7 protein-coding genes are annotated in these 14,957 nt (G+C 44.1%); all 7 read left to right on the top strand.

Translation table 11 applies throughout. The annotated features are described in order from the left end of the window. Positions 1-8 precede the first annotated feature (8 nt). The 7 genes from ACRRU2_RS04740 to ACRRU2_RS04710 all read left to right on the top strand — a co-directional run bounded on the left by ACRRU2_RS04740 (position 9) and on the right by ACRRU2_RS04710 (position 14,877). Positions 9-2,288: a helix-turn-helix domain-containing protein gene (locus ACRRU2_RS04740; protein ID WP_432500148.1), complete on the top strand. Its 2,280-nt coding sequence runs from the start codon at positions 9-11 to the stop codon at positions 2,286-2,288. 759 nt (positions 2,289-3,047) lie between these two features. Further along, on the top strand, positions 3,048-5,318 hold the full coding sequence (locus ACRRU2_RS04735) for a helix-turn-helix domain-containing protein (RefSeq protein ID WP_432500147.1): 2,271 nt from the start codon (positions 3,048-3,050) through the stop codon (positions 5,316-5,318). A gap of 154 nt (positions 5,319-5,472) precedes the next feature. Beyond that, positions 5,473-7,029, top strand: coding sequence for an extracellular solute-binding protein (locus ACRRU2_RS04730; protein WP_331702556.1), 1,557 nt, complete (start codon positions 5,473-5,475; stop codon positions 7,027-7,029). A 76-nt stretch (positions 7,030-7,105) separates the two neighbouring features. Further along, on the top strand, positions 7,106-8,026 hold the full coding sequence (locus ACRRU2_RS04725; protein ID WP_331702557.1) for an ABC transporter permease: 921 nt from the start codon (positions 7,106-7,108) through the stop codon (positions 8,024-8,026). Positions 8,027-8,035: 9 nt separating this feature from the next. Beyond that, positions 8,036-8,902, top strand: a complete 867-nt coding sequence (locus ACRRU2_RS04720; protein WP_432500146.1) for a carbohydrate ABC transporter permease — start codon at positions 8,036-8,038, stop codon at positions 8,900-8,902. Positions 8,903-8,929: 27 nt separating this feature from the next. After that, positions 8,930-9,979 carry a M14 family zinc carboxypeptidase gene (locus ACRRU2_RS04715; protein ID WP_432500145.1) on the top strand — a complete coding sequence of 350 codons (1,050 nt, stop codon included), beginning with the start codon at positions 8,930-8,932 and terminating at the stop codon, positions 9,977-9,979. 20 nt (positions 9,980-9,999) lie between these two features. Further along, positions 10,000-14,877: an S-layer homology domain-containing protein gene (locus ACRRU2_RS04710; RefSeq protein ID WP_432500144.1), complete on the top strand. Its 4,878-nt coding sequence runs from the start codon at positions 10,000-10,002 to the stop codon at positions 14,875-14,877. Positions 14,878-14,957: the final 80 nt, after the last annotated feature.

Here is a 14,957-nt window from a genome sequence, read left to right as displayed (position 1 = left end):
ATAGGCAAGTGGTCAGATTCCAGCAATGGCTTTATCAAACGTTTATCCGCAGCAGGCTGCCGTTTTATTTTGCTATTGTCGTTCTGCTTGTTATCGCGCTCCTTATTGTGCCGCTTTATTTCACTTTCTCAAACAATTTGCGCGCTCAGATTACAGGCATCAATGCTTCCTTGCTGTCGCAGATTGAGAATCAGCTGGATACGATGCTGAAGGATATTGATCGTTCGTCGATAAAAATTTTAGAGGATGCCGATGTAAAGCAGTTTATATTTTTATCAAAAAATAATTTGTTCGAAGATGTTGAGGACTACCAATCCGCACTTAAGAAAATGTATGACAAGCTGGCCGGAGAAGAAAAAATCCATGGAAATATGATAGCTGTTTCATTATATATTCCAGGGGCAAGTCAGGTTGTTATGAGTAAATTTACAAAATCTATTGCGGATTATGAAGATCGCCAGCTGCTTGAGAAGCTGGTAGCAAGTGATTTGCCGAGCAGCGGTTGGCTGGGCAAGCGGCTCACCGAGACGAATTACATTAGCGGGTATGCTGCCGAACAGGAAGTGTTCAGCTTCTATCGCCATTTGACAAACGATGGAATCGTGAATGACGCCTTGCTGCTCATTAATGTAAGATTAGACCGGCTCAGCGGTTTGTTTAAAAATTTGGACAGCGAATATCCGCTTGGCATTACGATCGCGGATGAAAGCAGGCAGCTGATATATACACAAGCGAAAGATCTTGATATCGGTGCTTATTTGCAGCATGCTTCTCCGCAGGATGATTATTTCATTTCCAAGGTGCAGTCCCGCTATAATTTGTGGGAGTACGGGGTAATCGTGCCGAAGAAGTGGCTGTTTGCACCGATGCAGTTTATTACGAAGGTTACAATTTTGCTTACGATCGTTGTCATCTTATTCGGATTGTTTGTATCGATGTATTTAACAAAACGCTTTTATCGCCCGTTCGATGCTCTGCTTGCGCGGCTTAAAGGGAAGCTGCCTTCAGAAGCACAGCAGCCCGCACAGGTGGATCAGCTGCAATATGCGTTTAGCTGGATGATGGAGTACACCGAACAATACAGCAAAATTATGAAGGATAATTACACTGTTATTAAAAATAAAAGCCTGCTAGACATATTAAAAGGCAATAAGTGGGCGGGCAAGGACTATGTAACACTTCGGCTGGATGAGTCAGCGGCAGTTTTTCAGGTCATTAGCTGCCATTGCGACGAGGTAAGTGAGCTTAGTGAGCAGGATAAAGGGTTGTTCGTCTTTGCGGGGGTTAATATTGCCGAAGAGACGGTCAATTATGAGGGCTATCAATTTGAAACGGTGTATATTGATGAGCAATCGTTCGCTATTGTGTTTAGCGGCGGCGATTCCTATCCCGAACCGGATCGCTTCGGTGAACTGCTGGAAGTTTTAAAGCAGCGGTTGAAGCTGTATTTGAAGTACAATTGGACGATAGGTGTAGGCAATCGATATGCAGAGTTCAGACAAATTGAAACCTCTTACCGGGAATCGCAGACAGCACTTCGTTATCGGATCGTAAGCGGGAATGGCAGTCTGATACGCTTTAAGGACCTGCAGCTTTATAATGAGCTGACCCTGTCCGAGAATGAATGGATGAGGCTGAAGGATGACATTATGAATCATATACGGGTTCATAATGAAGAAGAGGCCTATACGGCTATACGGCTTTTTGGCGAGTGGATAAGCAAGCATGCCTACCCTAATGAGCATTTGAACCGCATTTATTATTATTACAACTCTGTGTTTATGGAGCTGGAGACGATTATTTTTGAGCTTAATCTGAATCGTGATGCTATCATTCCTAATGTGAGGTATTCCATTGGAACAAGTCATCAGGCTTTAACGATTACGGAGCTTGAGCAATTGCTGCTCACCTGCTGCCGAGAGCTGATTCTGGCTCTATCTTCGCAAAAGCAGCAAGCACGATCTGCGCTTGTCCAATCGATTCTCACCTATATAGAGACGGAGTATCAGGCGCAGCATTTAAGTCTGGAAAGCGCGGCTGAGCGATTTAATATGAATCCATCTTATTTCGGACAAATCATTAAAAGAGAAACGAATAAAACCTTCCTGCAGTATTTGAGCTATATTCGCATTCAAAAGGCGAAGGAGCTGCTGGATGATCATGAGTTGAAAATACAAGAGGTGGCCGAAGCGACGGGCTATGGCAATCGTTCTACTTTTATACGCGTGTTCAAGGCGCAGGTAGGCATTACACCTTCCGAGTATCGCAACAGACTTATGACGGGCTGAGATATAAACAGGTATGAGAAAACAGGTATAGTGCAAACAGGTATGAGAATAGTGCAAACAGGCATGAGAAAACAGGCATTGTGCAAACAGGTATTAGAAAACAGGCGTTAGGAGCAAACAGGTATGAGTTGCAACAAGGTATGAGTTGCAACAAGGTATGAGGTGCATATAGGCATGGGATGCAAAAAGCAGCGGGCTGAGGACGGTACCTTGTTTTTCGTCTCTAGCTGGTCAGACGATCCGTTATTATGCTCAAAATAGCAGTTTTGAGGTTCCAAAGTGACAGACGTTCCGCTATTGATCCATAAATCGCAGAAAAAGCCCCATTTAGAGCCGAATAGCGGAATGAGTGACCGCGAAATTAAAAAAATGGCGCTTTTAAGGCAAATAGCGGAACGTGTGACTATGTCGAATCATTATAGGCAACCTTGCAGATCAAGCAGGTTTGGAGCCAGCATTTGGACGCTTGGTTCAGTCAGTTTGAGGAGCATGTGTGCAAGATACTGAACAGATATTATGAGGCTATGACAGACATTTATCCAGAAAAGTAGAAAAGTAGAAAAGTAGAAAAGTAGAAAAGCAGATTCTAAGGAGTTGTTTGGATGATCGGCAAAAGCTGATGTCTGAACAACTCTTTTTGTAAATAAAAGCTTCCCTCTATCTGCTAACCTATTATAATAAAAGAACAGAGACAGCACTGCTTGTATGGGTATAGAATACATCATCGACGGATGCGGAAAGCAAGGGGTTGAGTAAAAAATGAAAGCGTTTCAATATATGCTTCCTTCCAGAACTAAAACGAATTCTTTGTTTGTTCATCTTATTTTAGCCTTTTTATCGATCATTATTGTTCTTGTTACTCTTCACTTTATTACGATTTCGATCTCCTCCAACAAAGTAAGAGAGGAAATTATTAAATACAATACGCTGAATCTCAATAATACGGTCGAGAGCTATGAGAAGCATTTTGAGCTGTTGAAGGGAACGATGCTGTCCTTTTTAATCCATGACGATGTGCGCCAGTTTTATAAATCGAGTCAATATATTAAGTTTCCGATTATTCAGGCAGAAATACAAAAGATTGTCAGCAATTCAAATTTGTTTATACGCGATGTGTTTCTTTATTCCAAAACGACGTCGCAAATACTGGATAAAAGCAAAAGTACAAGCCCTGCATCGATGTTCGGCGTTTTTATGTACAACCCTCAGTATACAGAGCAGTTTTGGGAGGGGCAGTTTGAAGCGGATTTTGCTTATAAAGTATTGCCGGCAGTCCGATTTGAGGACAGAACATCATCACGAGCTTCGGTCACATCCGATCAGCTTCTTCCAGTGTTGTTCAAAGGATATGCACCGGATCAATTTTATATTGCCGCGCTAATGGATGCCAAAGGGATGCTGGATCAATTTCATATTTCATTAAACGAAAATCTGGTTATTCTGGATGGACAGCATACCATTTATTCCAATGCTACGCCTCAAGTGGCGGAAGCTATGCCTGAACAGATGCCTGCAGACAAACAATATGTGTTATCCAATCAACACTACTATTTTTATGATAAAGGCGAGCAAACCGGTTTTACCTATGTTCATATTGTTCCACAAGAAAGCATTGCTGCTCAAATGAAAATGAAAGCGACCCTGCTCTTTGTTTTGTTTGCCGCAATCTTTGCAAGTATTACTGCAGCCCTGCTGTTTATCCGAAAAATCAATAATCCGCTCAAGCGAGTGATTGAGGCTCTTGGTGATATGAATGCGGGTCTTGATCTGCAGGGAAGCAAAATCAAGGAGTTTCATCTGATAAGCGACCGCTTCAAGCAATTAGTAAAGGCGAAACAGAGCATTCATAAGGAACTGGATCAGGAAAAGGAACAGAGTCGTCATTATTCCTATATGAGACAGCTCAAAGAAATTCAGTTTAGCGGGGGCTTGAGCAAGCAGCAAGAGTTATCCTTTACAGAGCAGCCGTTTGTTGTTTTGCTGTTTGAGTTTATTTTTAAGCAACGCAGTGAGCAACTTAAGGATACGGAGAAAAAATGGTATTTGTATGCAAAAGAGTTTGTGGATTTATCTGTAGCAAGAGGCGGAAAAGAAGCTTTAACCTTGCAAATGGAGCGTAATCAGGTGCTGAGTCTGTTGTTTTTGGATAGCGGGCAGCAGCTGGAGGAGATACTTGGCAAAGTAAAAGCGGTATTTGATCTGGATCGTGATTCCGGTTATGCGGTTATTGCGGTTAGCTCAGTGTACGACAATTCTGCAGAACTGACAAAAGCGTATGAGGAAGCTGCAAGCTATATGCAGTATCAAATGTTCCATGATGAGACGCAAATTCTGTCGGCAGCGGCAATGAGCAAGCTGCAGCCTTTATTTGACACTCATATCGTCGCTTCCGAGCAACAGCTGGATGCACAGATTAGTCAGGGTAACAGGACGGAAGCCGTGGAGCTGCTGCAAAAATCATTGGCGGAACTCCAGAAAAGAGGGAGTACGAGGACAGTTGTTGCTGCTTTTATAAAAAGAGTAACGGATAAAGCGCTGCGAGCACTTCATCTGGCAGGCGTACCGGATACAGAACTGAACGATTTTTCCAGTGCTATTAAGCGTCTTGACCAGACATGCAATTTTGTTGAATTGGAGCATGCTTTTATTCCTTTGCTGGAACAGCTCTGCAAGCGTATCGAGGAACAAAAGCCGCAACAAAGCGATACGGCTATTACATTTATTACTACATACATTAAAGAGCATTTGGCAGAGGAAATTTACTTGGATGCGTTAGCGCAAAAACTGAAAATGAGCAGCGGTTATTTATCGGTTTATTTTAAAGAAAAAACAGGACAGAACTTTATCGACTATTTAAACGAGATGAGAATTGAACAAGCCAAGCATTTGCTGGAGCACACCGATTTGAAAGTAAGAGAGATTGCCGTGCAATGCGGCTACCAAAATATTAACTCATTCAACCGTATGTTCAAAAAATTTACGGGTACGACGCCAGGAGAACACCGCAAACAGAATTTTAGTGACCAATAGACTGTTTTTTATATTGTGGTACATTTTTTAGATTGCTAATTTATCGTGAAGGTTATGTAAAACTGCCGATTTACCCTCAATAAGCTTGCCGGATATAGTGAGGATGTCACCCGAAAGGGTCATGAAGTGAAGTTGAGAGGGGAATGGTGAAAGAATGAACGTGCTATTGAAAACGAAAAAACAGCGTTCAACTAGGTATGGGCTGATTATTGCTATTTTATCCATACTGCTGGTCCTGCAAGCTTGCGGCGGAAACAATTCAGGTCAACCGACGGAAACAGGAAATTCGGGCAATGCCAAACCAAGCGCTAGTGAAGGTACAGGCGATAAGCCAATTACGCTTCGAATGTTTACTAACATCAACCAGGGCTGGCCTTATAGTAAGGAGTGGCCGATATGGAAATGGATCGAAGAGGACACGAATATTGCTTTGAATGTAGAAATACCTACAGGAAACTACCATGATACACTTGCGCTTAATATTGCTTCAAAAGATTTGCAGGATATTATTTATGTGCCAAGTGAATTGACCAACAAGTATGGAACAGAGGGCGTATTTTTGGATCTGTCCAAGCACTTGGATGAGCTGCCGAACGTAAAACGATTTTTGGAAGAAAATCCGCATATCAAGTCGAGAGTGACAGCTCCAGATGGTGAGATATTTCATATCTTGCATGACGGAGCGGGCATTACGAATCAAATGATATTGTTTTACCGCGAGGATATATTTGCCAAGCACAATTTGCAGCCGCCGACTACGTGGGAAGAGCTGTATGAGGTAAGCAAGGAGCTGAAGAAGCTTTATCCGGATAGCTTTCCATTTATTTATCGCCACGGGCTAGGTAATTTAATGAATTTTGCGCCGTCATTCGGGACATTCCCTGCCTACTTCCCTGACCCGGAAACAGGTAAAGTGCGCTATGGTCCGACAGAGCCGCAGTTCAAAGATTTGATTGCTTATTTGAATCAATTTTATAAAGAAAAGCTGTCGCCGCCTGATTTTCTGTCAATGGATCCAAAAACATGGACACAAGCGATGCTGACTAACCAGTCCTTTATTACAGTGCAGTACATTGGGCAAATGGAAATTATTAATAATCAATTGTCGGAAGGACATTTGAAGCTGCTGCCTCCTCCGGCAGGAACAGGCGGCAAAGGCTATATAGCCGATACTAACTATGAAGTGCACGGCTTTGCGATCTTCTCGCAAACAAAAAATAAGGAAGCTGCTCTCAAACTGCTCGACTATTACTACTCTGACCAGGGAAAAGAAACGTTAAGCTGGGGCAGAGAGAATGAAACGTATATCGTGGACAATGGAGAAAAGAAATTTAAGCCAGAGTTCAAGGAATTTACCGATTTGCGTAAAAATATGGGGATTATGACACCTGGAACATATGGTGAATTTGATACCAGTGCGTTAATCAGCATTATTAACGAGCAAGAAAGCTATGCCTATGAGGAGGCGCCTAAATATGCCTTCCCGGTACAGGTCGTTACGCCTAACTTTAAAGAGGAGGAGCTGGAGCGATTCCAATTGCTGCAGGAGCCTATTACCAAGCATTATGAAGAGAATATGGCCAAGTTTATTATAGGCGAACGCTCGCTTGATCAATGGGATGATTATGTAGCAGAAGCGGAAAAGCTTGGAATCGAGGAAGTAAAAGCCATGCATCAGACCGCGTGGGATCGTCAGTCAGGCAGCAAGTAGTGCAATTTGCCTGTAGCAGCATCTTCATAGAAGTTGTTCTGTTACAGGCAGGTCTTTAACAGGAGGTGGAGACAGCGTGAAAATTCGCGCGGGAGGCAGCCTGGTAAAGGGATTGGCACGGGATAAATACTTGTTGCTATTACTGGCGCCCACAGTTTTATACTATATCATTTTTAAATATATTCCGATGTTCGGCATTGTCATCTCCTTTAAGAACTACAGTCTTTTTAAGGGGATTTGGGACAGTGATTGGGTTGGTTTAAAGTACTATATCCAATTTTTCTCAAATAAAGATTCATTTAACATTATACGCAACACCTTCTTGCTGGGGTTTTACAAAATATTGTTCAGCTTCCCAGTCCCAATTGCGCTCGCTTTGTTACTGAACGAAGTGAGGGTTGCGGTATATAAACGCTTTGTGCAGACAGTCAGTTATTTGCCGCATTTTATTTCAACCGTCGTTGTTGTGGGCATGGTAACGATGTTTTTGTCGCCAACGACAGGAATCGTCAATCAATTTATTGAATGGCTCGGTTATGAACCGATTAACTTTCTGCAAAGCGCAGGCTGGTTCCGTACAGTATACGTGACTTCGGAAATTTGGCAGGAGGCAGGCTGGAGCTCGATTATTTACCTGGCTGCATTGACCGCTATCGATCCCCAGCTGTATGAAGCTGCCGATATGGACGGGGCTAACCGCTGGAAGAAGATGAAGCATATTACTTTGCCGGGCATTGCGCCAGCTATCGTTATTATATTAATTTTGAATATTGGCAAAATGATCGATATTGGATTTGAGAAAGTATTTTTGCTCTATAACCCTGCTACTTACGAGACAGCTGATATTATATCAACCTATGTATACCGTACTGGTATTGTACAAGGGAATTTCTCTTACGGTACAGCAATCGATTTGTTTATGGGTTTGATCAGTCTCGTCTTTTTGAGCGGAGCCAATTACATTAGCCGCAAAATTGGCGGCAACAGTCTATGGTAGGGGATGAGTATGAGACTAAAACTGCAGTGGTTTTCCGTAGTGAATGTGCTTTTGTTGCTAATTGTTGCACTGGCAACGCTATACCCGTTTATTTATATGCTTGCTGTATCCTTCAGCTCAATGGAATATGTATTGCAAAACAAAGTCAGTATATGGCCCAAAGGCTTTAACTTGAAAGTCTATGAATATGTGCTGAGGGATGAGCGTATTTGGATGGGATATAAAAATACACTAATTTATACAACTTTAGGTACGCTTCTTTCCCTTATTGTTACTGCGATGGGGGCGTATGCGCTATCAAGACGAATACTTGTGTTCAAAAAGTTTTTTCTTATGATGATCGTCTTCACGATGCTGTTTAGCGGCGGGATGATTCCAACATTTCTCGTAGTAAGAGATTTGGGCTTTATGAATACGATTTGGGCGATGATTATACCGGGGCTTGTATCTACCTGGAATTTGATTATTATGCGTACTTTTTTTCAGGGGATTCCCTATGAATTAATTGAGTCTGGCAAAATCGACGGATTAAATGATTTAGGCATCTTTGCTCGTATAGTCATGCCGCTTTCCAAATCGGTATTGGCAACGATCGGGCTCTTCTATGCGGTTGGCATCTGGAACAATTTCTTTAGCGCACTATTGTATTTACGGATGGAAAGCCTGTTCCCGCTGCAAGTATTTCTTAGAAATATTGTGCTTGCCGGACAATACCAGGATGGCGCAGTAATGGGCGGAGCCGATGGAGAGATGCTTATCGATGAGCCGTTAAAATTCGCAACGATACTTGTTTCTACTTTGCCGATTATTATGGTGTATCCGTTTATTCAGAAATATTTTGTAAAGGGCGTACTGATCGGTTCCGTGAAAGGATAAGCAACAATTGGATATGGAGGATTAGTGATGGAAAAGATTTCGACAAGTGAAGCGCAGGAAATGCCGCATTACTGGCGCAACAGCCTGCTTCATATTGAACAAGCCTTAAAGCAGGTGAAACGCGGTCAAGTCCGGAGTTTGGCTGTCTCGGCAGGGGGACGCGAAATCGCGGTAGTTGAATATGGGGAAAAGCAGCCGTACAATCGTCTAGCGAACTACAACTCTGCTTGTGGTGCAGGCGATACACGTTATTACAAGGACAAAACAATCAATAACCGCCCGGTTATTCTTATTATTGGCGGCATTCATGGAGGAGAGCTGGAGGGCGTAGCAGCAGTGCTTAATCTGATTCATGCGTTGGAAACAGGAACAGATTTGCGCGGAAAACAACTTATCGATGCCGACCGGGTGCTGGAACAATTCCGCTTATTGCTCATTCCATGCATGAATCCGGATGGGCGCGCTCGTGTGCCTGTTGAATCAGTGCTTGGCATGACTATGGAGGAGCTGCGCTACTTTGTGCAGGGGGCATGGCAGGATGGCTCGCTATGCGGCTGGCCGGATTGTAAAGCTATCCATCCTATACTGGAGCATGCGGGTCATTTGGGAGGATACTTCAACGATAACGGCATTAATATGATGCATGATCAGTTTTTTATGCCGTGGGCAGAGGAAACTAAGGCGCTCTTGAAGCTGGCGGATGAGGAAGCGGTGGACGTTTCTGTACAATTGCACGGGGGAACGAATGTAGTCAATCAGATTTTGAATACTGCCTATATTCCTCTATCGGTGAAACGAAAGCAGCTGGAGTTTTGCGAGCAACTAAAAAAAGTTAGCGATGAACGAGGGCTTCGCTATTTGGTCAATGAACTGAACGAGCGGGACGGCGAAGCGGGATGCCCGCCGTCATTTAATTTGGCATCAGCGATGCATCATGTAAGCGGCGGCATGAGTATGGTCTATGAAACAAATATGGGGCTTGACGCACCGGGCGAGTGCTATGGCTATGAAGAGATTATGGACAGTCATATGACATTGTTTGAGCAGTTGTTTCTTTTTAACTATTCGATCGAGTAAGGATAAAGGAGGCTGCAATTATGATGAAATCAATGCTTCGGATTAAATCAATCACACTATTTCTGTTAGCTGCTATATTACTGCTTCCGTCAGGTGCAGGCTTTACAAATCGGGCATGGGCGAATCAGACGGATACTATTAATTTGGTGAAGAACGGTTCGTTTGAACAAGCAGTAGTAACGGAAGGATTGGTCCCACAGTGGGGAGCTTGGCTCCCTGCTGGCAACCCGGTTGTTTCAATTGTTGAAGAAGATGCTAAACAAGGGCAGCAAGCGCTATATATCTCAGCTACTCAAACTGGAAGTGTAGGAGTACTGAACCAATCAGTAGCTGTTGGCAGTCAAAAAAGTTATGTGCTCGGCTATTGGATGAAAACAGAAGATATTGATGCAGGCGGCGATCCTTTGGGCGATGCCTATGTGCGCATTCAATTTTTAAATAGCCAAGGCACACAAACCGGCTCTTCTCTTGCGACAGGCAGCGCAGATAATAGCGGAAAGTGGCGCTACTACAGCACCAGCTTTACCACTCCTGCGGGGACAACGATGATTAAGGTGGAACCTATGCTATACCGGGCAAGCGGTCATGTTTGGTTTGACGATGTGCTATTGTATGATCCGGTAAATAACACAGCTGATGGATTCATTCATGCTGAAGCGGAGCTGCAGGCAAGTGGAACTGTAAGGCTTGCATGGATGCCGCTTCTATCTGGAAGCAGCGGAAGACAAGTGACGTATTATATTTACCGCAGTAATGAAAGCGATTTCATAGAAGGGGACAGCTTATTGGTCGGCACTGTTCAGGATCAGCAGTTTTATGATCGGTCTGTGAAATCAGGTGAGAATTACTACTATACCGTCCAATTTGAAGCAGATGAGGGAGAATGGATCATGTCTGATCCCATTCAAGTTACGGTTCCCGCACAGCTGCCAGCCGTACAACCTGTACAAAGCTTTAAAGCCATCTATACGATTAATCAGGAAATTATGTTGACATGGTCATTGGAAAACGATCAGCGTGCGGCTTCCTTGCGTCTATATGCCAGTGACCAGCCGATCACAGAGCTAACTATTGGAGATGCGCTTGAAATGGTAGGAGCTGAAACGCCAGCACCGGATCGGCTGGAGTGGATTATTCCTGTTTCCCAATTTCCACAATATAATAAGCCATATTACGCGGCTGTCGTTACCGACGGAGATGGTCATACATCGACAGTGGCAGCTTCACAGGTGTATTCTTTTCTGCCGCTTATTGATGAAGCAGCTCCCGAGGCCGAGCACCCTTATTTGATGACAACTCAGCACAAAATCAATCAAGTGCTTGCCAACATACCGAATTACCCCTGGATGCAGACGATGCGCAATATGATTATAGCCAATGCGGATATAGCCAAAACAAATTATAGCGGGATGACGGTGCCGCTACCGAAAAATGATGGCGGGCACTGGCAGATGACCGATGCAGCAAGACTGCTTGCTTATGCCTATATTGTTACCAATGATGAGAGCTATGCAGCAGCAGCCCAACATATTTTGCTTTTATACGCGGATTATTACGCACAACATGATTTTATTTTCAATCAAAGCAAAGACGATGGTTATATGCTGGTTCCGCTTGCCTGGGGATACGATCTGGTATATAACAGCAGTGTTTGGTCAGAGGAGCAGAGAGCTCGTGTTGAGGAAGGGGTCTTCCGCACAGGAGCAAAACGAATTTCACAATTGCCGCGCGGTCGTTTGAATAATCAAGGAGTAACAAACTGGGCTGTCGGGGTCATTGGCTTTCTATTACGGGATCAGACTTTGCTTAATGAAGCTTTTGACAGGGATAACTATGGTTTAAAATACAACATTATTAATGGTTTGCTGGACGATGGCTATTGGTGGGAACAGACGATGGCTTACCATGAGGAAAGAACGGAGTATATGATTTATTTGGCAGAAGCAGCCGCCAACAGCAACTATGATTTATACGGCTATATGTTTAATGGCGAGCGGGATATGGCCTACCAGGGCAGTGATGCACCGCGGATGGTTGAGGGAAGGCTCACGGAAGCAGAGGATAGAAGTATAAAGGAACTGCTGGATTTTCCGTTCTACTTTATGTTTCCGGACTTGTCCCGTCCTGTGTTTGCTGACTCGGATTATTCCTATTTAACAGCTCGAAACATGTATGAAATGGGCTACTCTCATTATGAAGATGAGAAATACGGCTGGCTGCTGTCTCGCTATTTGGGGCATGATCGTTCCAATGGCGGTTTGGAGCAGTATTACAGCTTATTCTCCGCTCAGCCACAGCTGCCGGACGGAGCAAGCTTTACGATTGGCAACGGATATTTCAGTAAAAAGGGATATAACAAATTGGGCAGCTCGATATTTCTGGACAGCGGGGCAGCTATACTGCGTTCGCCTGGGAATTACATGGAATCTGTTAATTTAGCTATGCAATGGTCGCCGTTTGGATCGGTTGGACATTCCCATGCGGATAAGCTCGGTATTGTGTTATTCGGACAAGGCAAGCAAATTTTAGTTGACCCGGGACGCTATACTTATGGTTCAGCCGGGCATAAGGAGTTTGCCAAGCATACTTTGGCGCATAACACATTGGTCGTAGATGAAAAATCGCAATATCCTTACACAGACAGTGATGATGAGTGGAAAGCGGATGCGCCGGACAGATCATCGGGCGGTGAACGGAATGCAGTGTCTATCGGACCAGTTGCCAGAATATTGCAGGCGTCAAATCACAATGTATATGTTGATCAAGGTGTGGACCTTACGCGTACCGCTGTGCAGATTGATGATTACGTCGTTGATATTTTTAAAGCTGAAAGCACACAAGCTCATCGTTATGATTATCCGCTAACTGTAAACGGCTTGCTGGAACATAGCAGTACGGTACTTGCGGCGAGCAATCCTGAGGTCAGATTGGGCAGCTCGATGGGCTACAAGCATGTTAAGGAAATTTCCAAGGGAACAACGGACGAAGCTTGGAGCACAAGCTGGGATTTGGGGGAGAATAAAGGATTTCGAACGACTATGCTGGCTGGAGGGGAAACCGAGGTTATTAAAGGCAGCGGTATTTCCAAAAGCGGTAATTTTACTAATGAATTGTTAATTGCCAGACGAGATGGACAAAGCCATACACTTTTCTATAATGTGCTGGAGCCTTACACGAAGGGTAGTAGCGAGCGGACGATTACTCCGCTTACTGTGCAGCAAAGTGATCCGAATAGCCCGGAGGCGCAAGCCGCTCAAATTGTTTCTGCGGATGGTGTCAAAGACACGATTATGGCAGGGATGCAAAGAGGAGAGAAGCAAGCGGGGCTATTAACTAGCGATGGGGAAATATCCATTCATCGTGAAATATCTTCTTATGATGAGATGCTTGCGTTAGTTAATGGGACTCATATATCCGGAATTGATTTATCGTTGCAATTGTCTGCCGCATCAACGATTCAATTGACACGATTAGCCGATCATGCGTTGCGCATCGATTTTGACGGAAGTGAAGCAGCCGAGGTGGCAATTAGCGGTTTACCGCAGTCGTATCAAGTTTATCAATTGGCATTGCAGGATGAGAATGAGTTGTCAGAGGTGGTATTCACCTATTCAGGTACGGAGCAAACGATAAGCTTTACAGCTGAACCGGAAAAGATATATATCCTTGCTACTGTACAAGGGGCGGCTTCCTTGCCTGCTCCAACGAGCATTCCAATGGGAGGCAATGAGCAGCAACAGCAAGCACTGCTGCCGGGCAAAGTTGAAGTGATTCAATCTCCGCTTGCAGGAACAAAGATAGAAGCTGAGGATTTTGTTAGGGAAACAGGCGGAAAAGTTACTGTTGCGTTTAAGGAAGGCTCACATACAACGAATAATCCGCTTGGAGATGCTTTTTATGGCTGGGATAACAAAGGGCATCAGCTGGAATGGGAGATTGATATTCCAACTAGCGGGAAATATCGGGTCATGTTGCGTTATGCGACGCTTGTATTAAATTCCGTTCGAGAATTTCAGATGGATGATGGACCGCAATGGCAATTTCACTTTCCACTAACACCAGGCTGGAATGACAGACGGAATGGCCTGCTGCAAAAGGCAGACGGCGAGGATCTATTATTTGAACTGGAGACTGGCAAGCATACGATACGGATGGACAATATTAGCGGTGCGCTGAATCTTGACTATTTTGTACTGGAGCTAGTGGAAGCAGACGTGTCCGAGGGTGGCAATCCTAACAATAATGAGAATGGACAGAACGGAGAGAATAGCAGTCAGACCGGCAACAGCAACGAGAAAGAAAATGATGAACAGGATAACCATAATTTAGATAACAATGAGCGTACAACTATTGATGCAGATGAAGTTCAATTAACAGATGTGGAAGGGCATTGGGCTAGCACAGCCATTCAAGAGGCGGTGCGGCTTGGTATTATAAAAGGCTATCCGGATCAGACGTTTCGTCCAGATGTTAAAGTGACCAGGGCAGAATTTACAGTTATGCTGGCAAGGGCATTAAAGCTGGAGGGACAAGAAGTGCAGCTGACCTTTCGTGATAAGCAGGAAATCAGCCAATGGGCGCTTTCGGCTGTAGCAGGAGCAGTGAAGGCTGGAATCATTCATGGATACAGCGATGATACTTTTCGGCCTAAAGCGCTGATCAGTCGTGCTGAGCTAGCAGTCATGCTGGCTCGCAGCAATAACTTGGCAGCAGCTACACATACCGTTCCGCTATTTAAAGATGTACAGCATATTCCATTGTGGGCAAGAGAATATGTTGCAGCTGTATATGAAGCAGGTATGATGGTTGGACGTGCCAATCAGCTGTTTGCTCCACAGGAGCAAGCATCGCGTGCTGAAGCCGCAACGGTTCTCGTACGTATGTTAAAGAAAACATAGGTTTTTGTATTTTCGCCGAATTAGGGTCAATATCTACATTCTCCTAGTATTCAAAAAAGGCCTCGGTCCTGCATCAGGAC

The sequence above is a fragment of the Paenibacillus sp. GXUN7292 genome (assembly GCF_050864975.1).
Taxonomy (GTDB): Bacteria; Bacillota; Bacilli; order Paenibacillales; family Paenibacillaceae; genus Pristimantibacillus.
This window is presented reverse-complemented; position numbering and strand designations above follow the sequence as displayed.

Bases quoted from the DNA above. Each gene is read 5' to 3' on its own strand.
- ACRRU2_RS04715 (WP_432500145.1), top strand. From the start codon at position 8,930: ATGGAAAAGATTTCGACAAGTGAAGCGCAGGAAATGCCGCATTACTGG.
- ACRRU2_RS04735 (WP_432500147.1), top strand. From the start codon at position 3,048: ATGAAAGCGTTTCAATATATGCTTCCTTCCAGAACTAAAACGAATTCT.
- ACRRU2_RS04710 (WP_432500144.1), top strand. From the start codon at position 10,000: ATGATGAAATCAATGCTTCGGATTAAATCAATCACACTATTTCTGTTA.
- ACRRU2_RS04720 (WP_432500146.1), top strand. From the start codon at position 8,036: ATGAGACTAAAACTGCAGTGGTTTTCCGTAGTGAATGTGCTTTTGTTG.
- ACRRU2_RS04730 (WP_331702556.1), top strand. From the start codon at position 5,473: ATGAACGTGCTATTGAAAACGAAAAAACAGCGTTCAACTAGGTATGGG.